Origin of the sequence: Pantoea sp. At-9b (assembly GCF_000175935.2) — a bacterium.
GTDB lineage: Bacteria > Pseudomonadota > Gammaproteobacteria > Enterobacterales > Enterobacteriaceae > Pantoea.
The window spans coordinates 1,543,483-1,558,206 of sequence record NC_014837.1; the positions used below are offsets into that span (position 1 = coordinate 1,543,483).

General features: G+C 54.2%; 15 protein-coding genes and 2 tRNA genes. 7 read left to right on the forward strand and 10 right to left on the reverse strand.

Features of this window, described 5'->3' with window-relative positions; genetic code table 11:
* Window positions 1-22: 22 nt before the first annotated feature.
* Together ompA and sulA are read right to left on the reverse strand one after the other, a co-directional pair.
* Window positions 23-1,093, reverse strand: a complete 1,071-nt coding sequence (gene ompA, locus PAT9B_RS06960) for a porin OmpA (protein ID WP_013508552.1) — start codon at window positions 1,091-1,093, stop codon at window positions 23-25.
* 350 nt (window positions 1,094-1,443) lie between these two features.
* Window positions 1,444-1,935: an SOS-induced cell division inhibitor SulA gene (gene sulA, locus PAT9B_RS06965; protein WP_013508553.1), complete on the reverse strand. Its 492-nt coding sequence runs from the start codon at window positions 1,933-1,935 to the stop codon at window positions 1,444-1,446.
* A gap of 223 nt (window positions 1,936-2,158) precedes the next feature.
* On the opposite strand from sulA, the gene PAT9B_RS06970 reads away from it, so the two are divergent.
* Complete coding sequence (locus PAT9B_RS06970) at window positions 2,159-2,758, forward strand: TfoX/Sxy family DNA transformation protein (RefSeq protein WP_013508554.1); 600 nt, start codon at window positions 2,159-2,161, stop codon at window positions 2,756-2,758.
* A 19-nt stretch (window positions 2,759-2,777) separates the two neighbouring features.
* On the opposite strand, the gene yccS is transcribed toward PAT9B_RS06970, so the two are convergent.
* Both yccS and PAT9B_RS06980 read right to left on the reverse strand, forming a co-directional pair.
* Window positions 2,778-4,916: a YccS family putative transporter gene (yccS, locus tag PAT9B_RS06975; RefSeq protein ID WP_013508555.1), complete on the reverse strand. Its 2,139-nt coding sequence runs from the start codon at window positions 4,914-4,916 to the stop codon at window positions 2,778-2,780.
* Window positions 4,917-4,925: 9 nt separating this feature from the next.
* On the reverse strand, window positions 4,926-5,369 hold the full coding sequence (locus PAT9B_RS06980) for a YccF domain-containing protein (protein ID WP_013508556.1): 444 nt from the start codon (window positions 5,367-5,369) through the stop codon (window positions 4,926-4,928).
* Window positions 5,370-5,492: 123 nt separating this feature from the next.
* On the opposite strand from PAT9B_RS06980, the gene helD reads away from it, so the two are divergent.
* Complete coding sequence (gene helD / locus PAT9B_RS06985; RefSeq protein ID WP_013508557.1) at window positions 5,493-7,547, forward strand: DNA helicase IV; 2,055 nt, start codon at window positions 5,493-5,495, stop codon at window positions 7,545-7,547.
* Window positions 7,548-7,551: 4 nt separating this feature from the next.
* Here the strand turns inward: helD and PAT9B_RS06990 are convergent, their stop codons facing one another.
* A complete protein-coding gene (locus tag PAT9B_RS06990) occupies window positions 7,552-8,013 on the reverse strand; it encodes a methylglyoxal synthase (RefSeq protein WP_013508558.1) in 462 nt (153 codons plus the stop codon).
* A 67-nt stretch (window positions 8,014-8,080) separates the two neighbouring features.
* Entirely contained in the window at window positions 8,081-8,719 is a 639-nt protein-coding gene (locus tag PAT9B_RS06995; protein ID WP_013508559.1) for a DUF2057 family protein, read from the reverse strand.
* 176 nt (window positions 8,720-8,895) lie between these two features.
* On the opposite strand from PAT9B_RS06995, the gene PAT9B_RS07000 reads away from it, so the two are divergent.
* Window positions 8,896-9,318 carry a CoA-binding protein gene (locus PAT9B_RS07000; RefSeq protein ID WP_013508560.1) on the forward strand — a complete coding sequence of 141 codons (423 nt, stop codon included), beginning with the start codon at window positions 8,896-8,898 and terminating at the stop codon, window positions 9,316-9,318.
* Between the two features lie 32 nt (window positions 9,319-9,350).
* Here PAT9B_RS07000 and hspQ read toward each other — a convergent pair whose 3' ends face one another.
* The gene (gene hspQ / locus PAT9B_RS07005; protein ID WP_013508561.1) at window positions 9,351-9,668 is read right to left on the reverse strand and encodes a heat shock protein HspQ; all 318 of its coding nucleotides are present in this window, start codon (window positions 9,666-9,668) and stop codon (window positions 9,351-9,353) included.
* A 59-nt stretch (window positions 9,669-9,727) separates the two neighbouring features.
* A complete protein-coding gene (rlmI, locus tag PAT9B_RS07010; RefSeq protein WP_013508562.1) occupies window positions 9,728-10,918 on the reverse strand; it encodes a 23S rRNA (cytosine(1962)-C(5))-methyltransferase RlmI in 1,191 nt (396 codons plus the stop codon).
* Between the two features lie 85 nt (window positions 10,919-11,003).
* Here rlmI and yccX point away from each other — a divergent pair, with 85 nt between their 5' ends.
* Window positions 11,004-11,282 carry an acylphosphatase gene (yccX, locus tag PAT9B_RS07015; RefSeq protein ID WP_013508563.1) on the forward strand — a complete coding sequence of 93 codons (279 nt, stop codon included), beginning with the start codon at window positions 11,004-11,006 and terminating at the stop codon, window positions 11,280-11,282.
* On the opposite strand, the gene tusE is transcribed toward yccX, so the two are convergent.
* The gene (gene tusE, locus PAT9B_RS07020) at window positions 11,283-11,609 is read right to left on the reverse strand and encodes a sulfurtransferase TusE (RefSeq protein ID WP_013508564.1); all 327 of its coding nucleotides are present in this window, start codon (window positions 11,607-11,609) and stop codon (window positions 11,283-11,285) included.
* A 99-nt stretch (window positions 11,610-11,708) separates the two neighbouring features.
* Window positions 11,709-12,365 carry an FtsH protease modulator YccA gene (yccA, locus tag PAT9B_RS07025; RefSeq protein WP_013508565.1) on the reverse strand — a complete coding sequence of 219 codons (657 nt, stop codon included), beginning with the start codon at window positions 12,363-12,365 and terminating at the stop codon, window positions 11,709-11,711.
* A gap of 223 nt (window positions 12,366-12,588) precedes the next feature.
* On the opposite strand from yccA, the gene PAT9B_RS07030 reads away from it, so the two are divergent.
* The 3 genes from PAT9B_RS07030 to agp all read left to right on the forward strand — a co-directional run bounded on the left by PAT9B_RS07030 (window position 12,589) and on the right by agp (window position 14,663).
* Window positions 12,589-12,676 (forward strand) — tRNA-Ser (locus PAT9B_RS07030).
* 35 nt (window positions 12,677-12,711) lie between these two features.
* Window positions 12,712-12,799 (forward strand) — tRNA-Ser (locus PAT9B_RS07035).
* A 256-nt stretch (window positions 12,800-13,055) separates the two neighbouring features.
* On the forward strand, window positions 13,056-14,663 hold the full coding sequence (agp, locus tag PAT9B_RS07040) for a bifunctional glucose-1-phosphatase/inositol phosphatase (RefSeq protein ID WP_013508566.1): 1,608 nt from the start codon (window positions 13,056-13,058) through the stop codon (window positions 14,661-14,663).
* The last annotated feature ends 61 nt before the right edge of the window (window positions 14,664-14,724 follow it).

Genomic DNA, 14,724 nt, shown 5'->3' on the forward strand with positions numbered 1-14,724 from the left:
GGGTTTTTATTACGCGAGAAACTTAAGCCTGCGGCTGAGTTACCACGTCTTTGATACCTTTCACGTCGATTTCAACGCGACGGTCCGGCGCCAGGCAGTCGATCAGGGCATTGCGGCCTTTCACGCTGTCACAGGTGTTGCCAGTAACCGGGTTAGATTTGCCCATGCCACGTGCAGAGATCTTGTTAGCCGGGATACCTTTAGATACCAGGTAGTCGACAACAGACTGAGCGCGTTTCTCAGACAGTTTCTGGTTGTACTGCTCTGAACCGATACGGTCGGTGAAGCCCAGTACTACGACTGAACCGTCTTTCGGGTCCAGTGAGCTCAGCTGGCTGTACAGCTGATCCAGAGCCTGCTGACCTTCCGGTTTCAGGGTTGCTTTGTTGAAGTTGAACAGAACGTCAGACTTCAGGGTGAAACGCTTGGTTTCAACAACCGGAGCCGGAGCCGGGGTCGGAGCAGCAACAACTGGTGCAGCAGCTTCATCCTGACCGAAACGGTAAGAAACACCGACGCTCAGCATGCTGTTGTCAGGGCGTGCGCCAACGGTACCAGCGTCGCCGATGTTGTTAACCCACTGATAGTCCAGACGAGTTGCCCAGTTTTTGGTCAGTGCGTATTCAACACCAACAGCAGCCAGCGGAGAAACGCCGGTGTCGTGGTCGCTGATGCGAACGCCGTTGTTGTTCTGAGTTGAGTCAGCACGCCATACCATGCCACCCAGACGCGTGTACACGTCCAGATCGTCAGTGATCGGGTAGCTCAGTTTAGCAGCCAGCTGAACGCCTTGTGCTTTGAATGCGCCGTTGATTTCGCTGCCTTTGTTCGGCATACGGCCCAGCCAGTCGTAGCCCAGCTCGAAGCCCAGGTACGGGTTAGCTTGGTAGCCCAGGAAGGCACCTGCGCCCAGCTGGCTTTCGTGAGTCGGACCGTTGTTGTTCTCATAACCGTTACCGTAGTAACCAGTATCGTGATACTGAGACCAGCCCAGTTTAGCACCGGTATACCAGGTGTCATCTTTAGGAGCGGCCTGCGCTACGGTAGCGAAGCCAGCCAGTGCCACTGCAATTGCGATAGCTGTCTTTTTCATTTTGCGCCTCGTTATCATCCAAATAGGCAATGAGCAAAAATAGTTTGCTCTGGGTTTAATCCTTCGCCGGGTCAAAACGCTCGCTTATGACTCTACCGAAAAAAACGGAGGTTATTGAGCACCCTGGCGAGGTAAAGTCTACAACGAGATTGGAAAGTTACAAGTATGATGTGACGCCAGTCGATAAAAAAACAGGGATTTATACACACATTTTAACAATTGACACGGGATAATCTTCGTGATCAGAAATGAAAAAATCGGCTAAGCCATTGTCTAAGCTGGCAGGACAAGAATCAGTGGCTTAGCGTCAACTTCCGCAAAAAACAGTGTGAGAAAAATCCTAATTTTACTTAATGAAACAAATCTGAGGGAATTTTTGACGCTGAAGATTGTCTGCTCAAAACTCCCTCGTGTCCCTGAGGACGCATAATCAGACCCAGCGCTTCGCCTTCTGCGGCAGCCAGTTTCAGTTCGCGGCGTTCATCATCATTTAGCTCATAAGGTATCCACGCCAGCACAACGCTATAGTTCCCGGTGCGTAGCGCCTTCACCATGCTTTCTACTGTGCTGTAGCGTTCGCACTCAGTGATATGCATGCTCTTATCCAGCGGCAAACCCGACTGCTGCATCCAGTGACGGTTGAGCTTATGCGCAGGCGTTAACCACAGCTGCCAGCGTGATTGCAGGCTCAATTGTTTCAGTACTGGCAGCAACAGAAGCTGCATCATTCCAGGTTGTTCGCTGTAGCGTAATTCGGTAATGCCGCCCAAAGAGGGCTGCGCTACGTCTGAAGTCGCAAAACGATGAGAACGATCAGCGGTGCCAGAGAATTGAGTACGCATAATTTAATCACTCAGTAATGAACTGTATGAATATACAGTAATGAGTTCCTGGACAAAGATCAACCTCAATTTCTGAAAACGTCTCGCAAAATCGCACAAATTTTCGCCTTAAATGCATTTATTCATTGAACAGCCTGATCGTTTTCAATATCTTCTAACCTGATGAATACATGAGGTATTTATTAGGACAGTTCTGGTAAAAGGAATTCAGGAAGGTATCAGGATGAAAAAATCTCACCCGATGGTTGAACAATCAAAAACGCATTTAGCCGCCTTAGGCGACATAGAATCTCGCACGCAGTTTGGTGGTTATACCCTGTCCGTGGAGAAGGTGGTCTTTGCGTTTATCAATGACGACGCGCTTTATTTGCGAGCCTGCGAAGCGGTGACGAACTATGCGACGCAATGCCCGATGGAGCCGCTGATTTACAGTAAACGTGGGATGCCGGTAACGCTCAGTTATTACAAAGTTGACACGCATCTTTGGCAGAAACCGGAACAGTTAATGCAGCTATCAGCGAGCGCGTTACGAGCGGCGCGTGAAGAACTACAAACGCGCTATGTCTCGCTACGGCTGAAGGATTTGCCTAATCTCAGCCTGCGCATGGAGATGATGTTGCACAAGGTCGGTATCCGCTCAGTCAAACACTTGTGTGAAATAGGTGCCAAGAAGAGCTGGTTGAAACTGCGTGCCATTAATAAAAATATAGGGCTGAAAACACTACTGGCATTAGAAGGGGCGATCTCCGGCCATCATGAAGCCGCGTTGCCTCGTGAGGTGAGAGACGAACTTTGCGCGTGGTATCAGAAAACGCTCCGCTAACCGCAGAGCGTTTCAGGTTTTACTCCGTTGCGAGGGTACGGCGTAGACGCGCAATTTTAGGCATCAGAGCAATTAACAATCCCAGCTGTTGTAACACCAGTGGCGCTTGCGTCTCGGCACTGGCCGTCATTGCTGTCAGGCGGTGCAGCAGCACTTGCTGCATCTGCGTGGCCTCCGCATCGCTGACGCGTTCAATTTGCAGAACATCGTCAACAAAGCACACGGCATCATCCAGCAGCTTCAACAGCGTGGCGTCATTTAACCTGACACGATGAGCGCCCAGCGCTGAAATATAGCTGAGAAAAGAGTGATTCAGACACAGCAACCGGAAGGCATTTTCACGTAACGTTTGCTGATAACGCGCTTCATTGCTCATGTTGGATACGACCGAAGCCAGCTCGGCATCGGCGTTGTGCGCATCGCGACGCGCAACACGATAAGCCAGACGGTTATCTTTCCCCTGATGATATTGCTCCATGATCGCATCAAGGTAGCGGCAGTTGGCATTGAGGGTCCGCTCGGCAACAGCGGGTAACTGGCGGAAGCGCCAGTCCGGCCAGACGAAAGCCACCGCCAGCCAGGCGAGGCCGCAGCCGAGCAGGGTATCCACCACGCGTGGCAGTGCGACTTCGAAACCTTCACCCAGCAGGTTGAAGCATAATAATACCAGCAGGGTAATAAACAGCGTTGCCTGAGCATACTGTATCTGGCGGAACGCGAAGAACAACACACCGCTGAGCACAATCAACACAAGCTGCCCTTCAATAGAAGGCACCAGCCACAGTACCGGTAACCCGATGGCAATCCCGGCCAGCGTGCCACCGATACGCAGCGCCAGACGACGTCGGGTGGCATTGTAGTTTGGCTGGCAGACAAACAGGCTGGTGAGCAGAATCCAATAGCCGCGATGCACACCGGTAATCTGGATAAACCCATAGCCGATGCACAATACCAGCGACATCCTCACTGCGTGGCGGAAAAGTGCCGATGACGGTGTGAGATGACGGCTAATGCGCAAGCGAATATCCGCCCAGCCACCTGGGCCGTCGCTGGAAAGATTGTCATCGCTGGATGTGGCCGGTTGTGCCAGTTGCTGTTCAGATTCGATCGACGCCAGTTGCGCGTCGATGGCGCGCAAATTACGCAGCAACCAGAACAGCGCGCGAATATGGGCATCGTCCGGGGCATTTTGTTGCAGGCGTTGCAGCGCGGTTTCCAGCCGTTCGAAGGCGCGTTCAACGTGCGTATCATGATGCCAGGCCTGACGTAAAAACAGGGCTTCAGCTAACTGGCGGCAGGCTTGTGCCTGCATGTTAAGCACGCGCTGGAAGCGAAAAAGCACTTCAGTATAGCGCCAGTCGTCGCGCAGTTGATGGTATTGCAGATGTGAAGAACTGGCGCGTTCATGAATGTCCTGCGCCACGAAGTAGTAATGCAGGCTGCGTCGGGTACTGCGTGAACCACGGTCGCCGCGTAACCGGCTTTGAATGGTACTTTTGGTCAGATTAAGTTGAGCCACCAGCTGACTGTTGACCATGGCAGTAGCAATCAGGTTCGCATCATCTTGCTCGCCACCATCAGGATCAAACAGGTTGGCTTTGGCGTCCAGATAACGCGCCAGCTGAGAAAAACTCGCGGCAAGTTGCTCCTGCACTGGACGTACCGGAAACATGACATGGCCAATCAGGGTCAGTAGGTTGTACCACAAGGCACCTACCAGCAGGAGTGATGGCTGCATCCACCATTGTGAGAACAAGCCCACGCCGAGCATGGTATACACCGCAATCAATAGCGCACCAAAGGCGATGGTGGCATAACGCTGGCCGAGCGCACCCAGCAGAATAAACCCCCAGGTGGAGAGGGCGAGGCCGAGTACGAAAGCCCATGGGTGTGGAAACAGTAATTCAACGGATACCGAAGCGATACAGAAACAGACCAGCGTAATCAGGAGATTGCGCAGACGCCCGGCCAGGCGATCATCAAGATCGGCCAGGGCAGCGGCCACCACGCCAAGTGTGAGGGGGATCGTCCACTCAATCTGCTGCAACCACCAGGGAACCGCTGCACAACCGGCAAGGGCGAAAAAGATGCGCAGCAGATAACGCAAACTGCTGTTAAACAGATAGCGGCGCCAGCCGGGTAAGGCTTCATGCATCATGACTTCGCCTTAGTAACGACGACGGGCATTCGCTTCCCGTGCTGCTTGTGCTTCTTCAACAGAGACGACACGGCGGCCGACGGGCCACAGGGCAATGGCGGCAATTTTGAAATTCGCGATGCCAACAGGAATGCCAATGATGGTCAGGCACTGAACAATACCGGCTGAGATATGCATCAGGCACAACCACCAGCCGAAAAACACCAGCCAAAAGATGTTGAGGAAGGTTCCACCGGCGTTCATCACCTGATTTTTGCTGTCCGGACGCAGCACATCGATATGTACCGCCTCGTTGCCGAATGGCAGCAACGAAAGTTTAGTTATCTCCCAACAGGAACGCGTTAATGGCAGCGTGAAGATAAGAACGATGCTGACCAGCGTCGCCAGTAACCAGCTCAGGGTGGTGAAAACACCACCCAGTACAAAGTTGAGAATGTTGAGCACGGTGCGCATAACACGATTTTCCTTTTGCAATCCGCAATATGTGTTGCCCAGTTTAGCCTGTTTTAAGGCTGGAGCGTCAAGGGTCTGACAGGTAAACTGCGCGATAATTCTCTGGCTGAACACGGTGCGGACATGGAACTGAAAGCAACATCAATGGGTAAACGTCTGGCTCAGCACCCTTATAATCGCGTGCGCCTGCTGGAAGCAGGGGTGGAAGTTAGCGGCGATCGACACGAATACCTCATCCCTTTCAACCAGTTACTGGATATCGCTTGCAAGCGAGGTCTGGTGTGGGGAGAGCTGGAATTTTTGCTGCCGGAAGACAAAGTCGTGCGGTTACACGGCACGGAATGGCAGGAAACGCAGCGTTTTTTTCATTACCTGCAACAAGCCTGGCAACAGTGGAGTCAGGAAATGAGCGAGGTCTGCGTCGAGGTTTTGACGGGATTACAGCAGGAGATTTTCGCCTTTACCGGGCAGGATCGCTGGCTCAAGCGCAGCGAACTTCAGGCAGTCAAAGAAAACATTACCCGGCAGTTTTCCGCTTTGCCTTTGCCGACATCGCGGCTGGAAAAATTCGAGAATTGCCGCGAATTGTGGCAGTTCTGCCAGCAATGGCTCGGGCAGGGTGAAACGGCGATTCGTCAGCGCAACCGTGAATGGACAGCAAAAATTTTGCAGCAGTACCAGACGTTCTTTTCCACGGTTGAAACCACGCCACTCAATCCTTCGCAGTGTGAAGCGGTGGTCAATGGCGAAGACGCACTGCTGGTACTGGCAGGGGCTGGCAGCGGGAAAACCTCGGTGCTGGTGGCGCGTGCCGGCTGGTTGCTACAACGTAAACTGGCGCAGCCGGAGCAAATTCTGCTGTTAGCCTTTGGGCGTCAGGCGGCAGAAGAGATGAATGACCGTATTCAGTCCCGGCTGGGTGAAAACGCGATTCAGGCGCGAACTTTTCACGCCCTGGCGTTGCACATTATCCGTGAAGGCAGCAATAAACAGCCTGCCATCAGCAAGCTGGAGAGCGACAGCAAGGCCCGTCGTCAATTGTTGATTGAGAGCTGGCGCGAACAATGCAACAGCAAAAAAGCCCAGGCCAGCGGCTGGCGTCAATGGTTACAGGAAGAACTGGAATGGGAGATTGCCGAGGGGCCATTCTGGCAGGATGACAAACTGGCGCAGCGGCTGGCATCGCGCCTGGAGCGCTGGCTGGGACTGATGCGCATGCACGGTGGTGCACAGGCAGCGATGATTGCTGACGTCCCCGAGGAGCAACGCGAGCAATTTAGTAAGCGCATTAAGTTGATGGCTCCCATCCTGAAAGCGTGGAAAAGTGCGTTGAAAGCTGAAGGCGCTGTCGACTTCTCCGGCCTGATCCATCAGGCGATTGCCATTCTGGAAAAAGGGCGATTTATCAGCCCGTGGAAGCATATTCTGGTGGATGAGTTCCAGGATATCTCACCGCAGCGGGCAGCATTGCTGACGGCGTTACGTCAACAAAATAAGCGTACCTCGCTGTTTGCCGTCGGTGATGACTGGCAGGCGATTTATCGTTTCAGCGGTGCTGAGATGAGCCTGACGACGGCTTTCCATCACTATTTCGGCGAAGGTGACCGCTGTGTATTGGATACCACCTATCGTTTCAATGATCGCATCGGTGAGATCGCCAACCGTTTTGTACAACAAAACCCACATCAGCTGCGCAAACCACTGAATAGCCTGACCAAAGGCAATAAAAAATCGGTGACATTGCTGACGCAGGAACAGCTGGAACCGCTGCTCGATAAGATGAGTGGGTATGTCAAACCGGATGAGCGGGTATTATTGCTGGCGCGCTACCATCATCTGCGCCCGGCACTGCTGGATAAAGCCAAAACCCGCTGGCCTAAGCTGCAACTGGATTTTATGACCATTCACGCCAGCAAAGGGCAACAGGCCGATTTTGTCATTTTGCTGGGGTTGCATGACGGCCGCGATGGTTTCCCGGCGGCGGCACGTGAATCGATCATGGAGCAGGGGTTGCTACCGCAGCCTGAGGCGTTTCCGGACGCTGAGGAGCGACGTCTGGCTTACGTAGCGCTGACGCGGGCACGTCAGCAGGTTTGGTTGCTGTTCGATAAGGAGCGGCCTTCCGTGTTTGTCGATCATTTCCGCGATTTAGGTGTACCGCAGAGCAGGAAGGCCTGAGGCGTTACGACTGCAGGCGTTCGGCCAGGTAACGTGGATAATCGGGGATCTGGATCTCGACTTCGCTGGCAAACAGCGGTGACTGGATCAGGAAGTCAGCGGTGGAGCGATTGGTGGCAACCGGGATATTCCACACCGTTGCCAGACGCAGCAGCGCCTTGACGTCCGGATCGTGCGGCACGGCATTGAGCGGGTCCCAGAAGAAGAACAGCACATCAATTTTCCCTTCGGAAATTAACGCACCCACCTGCTGATCGCCGCCCATCGGGCCGCTCAGCATGGCGTTGACATCAAGGCCGGTATGACGGTTGATCAGATTGCCTGTTGTGCCGGTGGCATACAGGACATGCGACTGCAGTGTGCCTTGGTTCTTCTGCACCCAGTCCAGCAGTGAGGCTTTGCAATGATCATGGGCCACGAGGGCAATATGTTTCTGAATCTTGAGGGTACGAACGGTCTGCTCCATAGGGCTTCCTGACTCTTCTCGGGCTAGGTTAGTGATGCACGAGTTTACCCCTGGCGTTTCGTTCCTATCAACTTGCGCGTAAGGTTTTCATCCAGCTAAGAAAACGCAGGCGGGTGGCCGCATCAAAACGTTCAAACCAACGCTGAAGTGAGGGCAGGTCGCTGGCTTCCTGCCAGGCGAAATCGGCGTTCAACTGAACATCGGGCGTGTTGCTGGTTTGCACGGCAAAACGCGGGACGGAGGCGGCCTGGCCATTACGGTTATAATTCAACATGGCTTGCTCAAGGTCGCCACTCGATGGCAAAGGCAGGCGGTCGCGGATGCTGGCAATCTCTTTACCCTGTTCGTCAACCAGCTGGAAATTCAGTGATTTATCGAAGGCATAACGTTCACGGCGATTGTCCAGCGCTGGCAGGCGGATCGCCACGGTTTTGCCACTGGCGGTAAAGGTGACAATCATCGGCACAGACTGATAATGCGGGCCGTTGTCTGTCGAGGACGTCGGGGATTTTTCTACCCGAAACAGGAATTGGTGCTGACCGCGATCCAGCTCCAGACCATCGGCACCTTTCAACAGAGAACCGGAAATTTTGCGCCCATCCAGCACCAGAAGATCGATCTCCGGATCAAGTTTCAAGGTTATGGCATGGCAGGTTGCTGATACAAGCAACAAAATCAGGCTTGTAACAGCGAAAAACAGCTTCATTTCAACTCCCGTAAGCTGGGCGCAAATCAGTGATGTGTAGCAAATTATTACATTATGGCAGTAAATTTACATTTTAACATATTTATTCGTGCTGCCGCGCAAAGTTTTCTGTCGTGCGGGTTGCGTGGTGTAACCTGATGCCATCTACACTCAGGCGAGTGAAAAAGGAGAGATGCATGAACGATCAAATCATTCGTGATGTTTTGACCCACACCAAACGTATTGCGCTGGTGGGTGCCAGCGATCGTCCCGATCGTCCCAGCTACGGCGTAATGAAGTATTTGCTCGATCAGGGTTATGACGTGGTGCCGGTCAGCCCGAAACTGGCCGGGCAGCAGCTATTGGGACAAACTGCCTACGCGACCCTTGCGGATATCCCAGGCAAGGTCGATATGGTCGATGTGTTCCGTAATGCCGAGGCGGCCTGGGGTGTTGCACAGGAAGCCATTGCCATTGGCGCACAGACGTTGTGGCTGCAGTTGGGGGTGATCAATGAACAGGCGGCGGTATTGGCGCAGGATGCCGGGTTGACGGTGGTGATGGATCGTTGCCCGAAAATTGAGATACCTCGACTCGGGCTGGCGCAACCGGTGCACTAAAACAAACGGCGACCTGAGGTCGCCGTTTTTTATCAATGCCGCAGGCGAGGTGCCTGAAGTTGCTGGCGGATTGACGCGGCCAGCTCGTCCATCGAGGGTTGTTCTGGATGTTCGAACGATGTTTCACCGGCCAGCTGAATTTCGGCAACGTAAGTGTGGACCTGTTCACCGTCCTCATCTTCCATCACCACATGATACCAGGGAGCGGCGCGTAGCTTCTCGGCAGCCCCCACGTCTTCGAGCTTAGGCTCTTCCAGCGAATACTCCGGATCGACATCCACAATCACGCCGAGCACCCCGGAGAGACGATGACGGACCTGCTGTCCAATTCCAAACTTACTGGCAATCATAGTGACCTCCCAAAATACTGCCCTGCACCAGATATGGAGGCGAGGGCAGAATTTTCAAGTCACAGTACGCGGCAGGCAAACCCTTTCAGATAAAGCCCTTCCGGGTAGCTGGCAATGACCGGGTGGTCTGCTGCCTGACGGAACTGTTCTATAAATTGTACATCACGGCCTGCATCTACAGCGGCATCGGCAATGATCTTCTGGAACAGATCGGTTGCCATCAGGCCGGAACAGGAGAACGTCATCAGAATGCCGTTGGGATTCAGCAGCTGCATCGCCAGCATATTGATATCTTTATAGCCCCGGCAGGCGCCCGCCAGCTGATTTTTGTTCTCAACAAATTTGGGCGGGTCCATCACGATGACATCAAACTTTTCCCCGCTGTCACGATAACGACGCAGCAATTTAAACACGTCATCACGCAGGAACTGGGCACGGGATACATCCAGGCCATTCAGCTCGACATTCTGTTTCGCTACGTCGAGCGCATCCTGCGACGTATCCACGCTGATCACTTCACGGCAACCGCCCAGCAACGCCGAAACGGCAAAACCACCGGTGTAGGAGAAGCAATTCAGCACGCGGGCATTTTCGGCATAGCGACGGGTGGCAAAGCGGCTGTCGCGCTGATCAAGGTAATACCCGGTTTTGTGACCGCCCTGAATATCCACCAGCAATTTCATGCCGTGCTCGGTAATTGGCAGCAACGCGGGCGGCAGCTCACCGGTGACCGGTCCCTGGGTCAGCTCCAGACCCTCTTTTTTACGCACCGCCACATCGGAACGATCGTAGATCGCGCACTGTGGGAAGCATTGTTGCAGGGCAGAGATAATTGCCGGGCGTTGATATTCGGCCCCGGCAGACAGCAACTGGAGAACCAGGAAATTGCCGAAGCGGTCAATGGTGACGCCTGGCATCCCATCTGACTCGCCTGCAATCAGGCGGTAGCTATCCAGCCCATCACGTTGCGCCAGCCAGGCGCGCCATTGCTGGGCCTGCTCGAAGCGGCGCACAAAGAAGGCAATGTCGATTGACTCATCCTGTTGCCAGCTCCAGACGCGCGCCCGAATTTGTGATTGCGGTGAATAAGCGGCACGTGCCAGCCATTTGCCATTGCTGTCGCAGACATCAATGGTTTCCCCTGATTGGGCTTTGCCTTCCATGCGGGCAACGGCACCCGAAAACACCCAGGGATGACGGCGGAGCAGGGATTTTTCACGTCCCTTAGCGAGAATCAATCGAACAGTCATAGTTTGCTATGCTTACCTGAAAAAATGAGGCGCTATTTTCCGGTGGATAGCGGCAAAATGCAATGAACAGTGAGGGAAGGGGATAATGAGCACAACCTGCTTCAAAATTTGGGTGCACGGTATGGTGCAGGGGGTCGGTTTTCGCTACAGCACGCAAGCGCAGGCCAAAGCGCTGAACGTAACCGGTTATGCGCGTAACCTGAGTGATGGCAGCGTCGAAGTACTGGCATGGGGGGAAGAACCCCAGGTTAGCGCATTGATTGCGTGGTTAAAGGCGGGAGGTCCACGCAGCGCGCGGGTGGAAAAAGTGCTGGTGGAACCGCATCAACCCGCCGAACCACCCAGCCGTTTTACCACCGGGTGATCACAGACATTTCGCCGGTTTGGGTAATCCAGCAATTTTCGTCGCCTGCTTCGCCGGGCCTTCCGGAAACAGGCGGAACAGATAGCGGCTGTTACCTTTTTCCTCACCATATTTCTGTGCCATCGCTTTGACCAGCATACGGATCGCTGGCGAGGTATTAAATTCCAGGTAAAACGCCCGCACAAAATGGACCACTTCCCAGTGTGCTTCACTCAGGGTGATGGCCTCGGTCGCGGCGATGGCTTCCGCCAGGGCTTCGCTCCAGTCGGCGCTGTTTTTCAGATAGCCTTCTGTATCGGTGGCAATCTCTTTACCGGCAAAAATCACGGTGACTCCTCAGGTTCAGTTTGCGCGTATTGTAGGGCGGTGTAGCCAGAAAAAGCAAAACCCCGCCGGAGCGGGGTTTTCATGACAACCTGGCAGAGGTTAGTCGCGGCTGGCAAAGCCCAACAGACTGAGCAGGCTGACAAAGATGTTGTACAGCGAAACATACAGGCTGACGGTGGCGCGGATGTAGTTCGTTTCGCCGCCGTGGATGATGTTACTGGTTTCCCACAAAATGGCACCGGCTGAGAACAGAATAAACAGCGCGCTGATTGCCAGATGCAGAGCCGGTAACTGCAGGAAGATGTTGGCAACCACCGCCACCAGCAGCACCACAAAGCCCGCCATCATCATCCCGCCGAGGAACGACATATCACGACGGGTGGTCAGCACATAAGCCGAACAACAGAAGAACACCAGCGCCGTACCGCCCAGCGCCATGCCAATCACGTCACCCATGCCCGCTGACAGGAACGAGTTAAGAATCGGACCCAAGCAGTATCCCAGGAATCCGGTAAAGGCAAAGGCCGCCAGAATGCCTGCCGGGCTGTTTGCCAGGCGATAGGTCAGAAACATCAGACCATAAAAGCCGACCAGCATCAGAATCAGTCCTGGTGATGGCAGGGCAAAGACGGTGCTCAACGTGGCGGTGAGCGCCGAGAACGCCAGCGTCAGGCCGAGTAAGAAGTAGGTATTACGCAGCACTTTATGCGTGCTGATTAGCGACTGTCGCTGCGACGAGGTAATAATTCTATCCATCATGCGCTCCTTAAAGTGAAAGAACACTAAATATGCGGAGAGAATACGCAGCGCTGCCGGGACAGAAAAGGCGTTTTACCCTTCTTTACGCGATAAATTGCTGTTTCCCTGAGCGGAATGGCGATTATGACGCCGATTAAAAAGTTTTTGACTGTTTTTCAGGCGAATGAATCGCTACAGGCTTTACATCTTTCGGGGGGATGTTTATAGTGCGCGTCATTGCGGAGGGGTGGCCGAGCGGCTTAAGGCAGCGGTCTTGAAAACCGCCGATGGGAAACCATCCGAGAGTTCGAATCTCTCCTCCTCCGCCACTTAACTCGCTCAGAGTTAAGTAACTGTTTTATCCGGAGGGATGGCCGAGTGGCTTAAGGCAGCGGTCTTGAAAACCGCCGATGGGAAACCATCCGAGAGTTCGAATCTCTCTTCCTCCGCCACATTAAAGAAGCCCGCAGCGATGCGGGCTTTTTGCATTTTTACTTCAGAGATTCCGAAAAACATCCCGTTGCTTTTCAATCTGCTGCCGCAGTCCACCGGCGGCCCCCATGTCTGCTATAGTCCATTCACGGTTTTTGCAAACATCTGGCGATTTTCCCAGGCAAGCTGAGTTACACTGTGGGGCATTTCGCTCTGTGGCCGAGCTAATCGTTTGAATGCCAGAGTGTTTCACTGATGAATTATGGAATAGGCACAATGATCAAGAAACTGAGTCTTTGCGCGTTGTCAGTCATCGCTGCGTTACCGATGGGCATGGCAGCGCAGGCTGCGGAAGGGGACATGCAACTGCAGCAGGTGCTGATGCTGAGCCGTCACAACCTGCGTGCACCGCTGGCGAACAACGGCAGCGTGCTGGAGCAATCAACCAAGAAAAGCTGGCCAGAGTGGGATGTACCTGGTGGGCAACTCACCACCAAAGGTGGGGTGCTGGAAGTCTACATGGGTAATTACACCCGCCAGTGGCTGGCACAGCAGGGCCTGGTTGAAAACGGCACCTGCCCGGACAGCAACAATGTCTTCGTCTACGCTAACAGCCTGCAACGTACCGTGGCGACCGCCCAGTTCTTCGTTAATGGTGCCTTCCCGGGCTGTGACATTGCGGTAACCCATCAGGATGCCATGGGCACGATGGACCCGGTGTTTAACCCGGTGGTCACCGATGGCAGCGACGATTTCAACAAAAAAGCCCTCGCGGCGATGACGGCGGCTAACGAAAAGCTGGCGTTAAAACCGGCGTACCAGCAACTGGAAAAAATTGTTGATTACAAATCGTCACCGGCCTGCAGCGGCAAGAAGCAGTGCGATTTAAGCAGCGGGCAGAACACCTTCAGTGCTGACAACGGTAAAGAACCGAACGTTAATGGCCCACTGAAAGTGGGTAACTCGTTGATCGACGCCTTTACCCTGCAATACTACGAAGGTTTCCCGCTGGATCAGGTGGCATGGGGCCAAATCAAGACGCCGGAACAGTGGAAAGCACTGGCGGCGATCAAAAACGGCTATCAGGATGCGCTTTTCGCCTCGCCGGAAGTGGCACGTGAAGTGGCGGCTCCGTTGGTGGACTACATCCGCAGCCAGTTGATTGATCAGGACAAAGCCAACGCACCGAAGGTGACGCTGATGGTGGGCCATGATTCCAACATCGCCTCGCTGCTCAGCGCGCTGCAAGTGAAGCCTTATGAACTGCCGGGTAACGACGAGAAAACCCCTATCGGTGGCCAGGTGGTGTTTGAGCGTTGGCATGACGCGAAGAACAACAAAGATTTGTTGAAAGTAGAATATGTTTATCAGACCAGCGATCAGCTGCGCAATGCGGATGTCCTGAGCCTGAAGAACCCACCGAAACGCGTGACGCTGCAACTGGCGGGCTGTGACGCGGATGCTAACGGTTATTGTAGCTGGGATCAGTTCGCCAGCGTGCTGAATAGCGCCTTGCAGGGCACACCGTTACAGCCGGCAGCACCGGAACCGGCGGTGCAACCCGCACAGCCAGCACCGGCGACGACCACTGACGATGCGCAGGTAAAAGCGGATCAGGCGGCTGCCGATCAAGCTGCGGCGGATAAGGCCGCAGCCGACAAAGCCGCTGCGCAGAAAGCCGCGGATGCCAAAGCGGCAGACGAGAAGGTGAAAGCCGATAAAGCCGCGGCTGAAGCCAAAGCGAAAGCCGAGAAGGCGGCGACGGCGCAAAAAGCGGCGGAAGAGAAAGCGAAAGCTGATGCCGCTGCGGCGGAAAAGGCGAAAGCGGATGCCCCGGCGAAAGCAGATAAGAGTGACGCCAGCGCGGCACCTGCCAGTAATTAAGGTCCATCGTGGCGCGTGTTAACGCGCAGATAAAAAACCCCGCTCTGACTGCGGGGTTTTT

Bases quoted from the DNA above. Each gene is read 5' to 3' on its own strand.
- ompA (WP_013508552.1), bottom strand. From the start codon at position 1,093: ATGAAAAAGACAGCTATCGCAATTGCAGTGGCACTGGCTGGCTTCGCT.
- sulA (WP_013508553.1), bottom strand. From the start codon at position 1,935: ATGCGTACTCAATTCTCTGGCACCGCTGATCGTTCTCATCGTTTTGCG.
- PAT9B_RS06970 (WP_013508554.1), top strand. From the start codon at position 2,159: ATGAAAAAATCTCACCCGATGGTTGAACAATCAAAAACGCATTTAGCC.
- yccS (WP_013508555.1), bottom strand. From the start codon at position 4,916: ATGATGCATGAAGCCTTACCCGGCTGGCGCCGCTATCTGTTTAACAGC.
- PAT9B_RS06980 (WP_013508556.1), bottom strand. From the start codon at position 5,369: ATGCGCACCGTGCTCAACATTCTCAACTTTGTACTGGGTGGTGTTTTC.
- helD (WP_013508557.1), top strand. From the start codon at position 5,493: ATGGAACTGAAAGCAACATCAATGGGTAAACGTCTGGCTCAGCACCCT.
- PAT9B_RS06990 (WP_013508558.1), bottom strand. From the start codon at position 8,013: ATGGAGCAGACCGTTCGTACCCTCAAGATTCAGAAACATATTGCCCTC.
- PAT9B_RS06995 (WP_013508559.1), bottom strand. From the start codon at position 8,719: ATGAAGCTGTTTTTCGCTGTTACAAGCCTGATTTTGTTGCTTGTATCA.
- PAT9B_RS07000 (WP_013508560.1), top strand. From the start codon at position 8,896: ATGAACGATCAAATCATTCGTGATGTTTTGACCCACACCAAACGTATT.
- hspQ (WP_013508561.1), bottom strand. From the start codon at position 9,668: ATGATTGCCAGTAAGTTTGGAATTGGACAGCAGGTCCGTCATCGTCTC.
- rlmI (WP_013508562.1), bottom strand. From the start codon at position 10,918: ATGACTGTTCGATTGATTCTCGCTAAGGGACGTGAAAAATCCCTGCTC.
- yccX (WP_013508563.1), top strand. From the start codon at position 11,004: ATGAGCACAACCTGCTTCAAAATTTGGGTGCACGGTATGGTGCAGGGG.
- yccA (WP_013508565.1), bottom strand. From the start codon at position 12,365: ATGGATAGAATTATTACCTCGTCGCAGCGACAGTCGCTAATCAGCACG.
- agp (WP_013508566.1), top strand. From the start codon at position 13,056: ATGATCAAGAAACTGAGTCTTTGCGCGTTGTCAGTCATCGCTGCGTTA.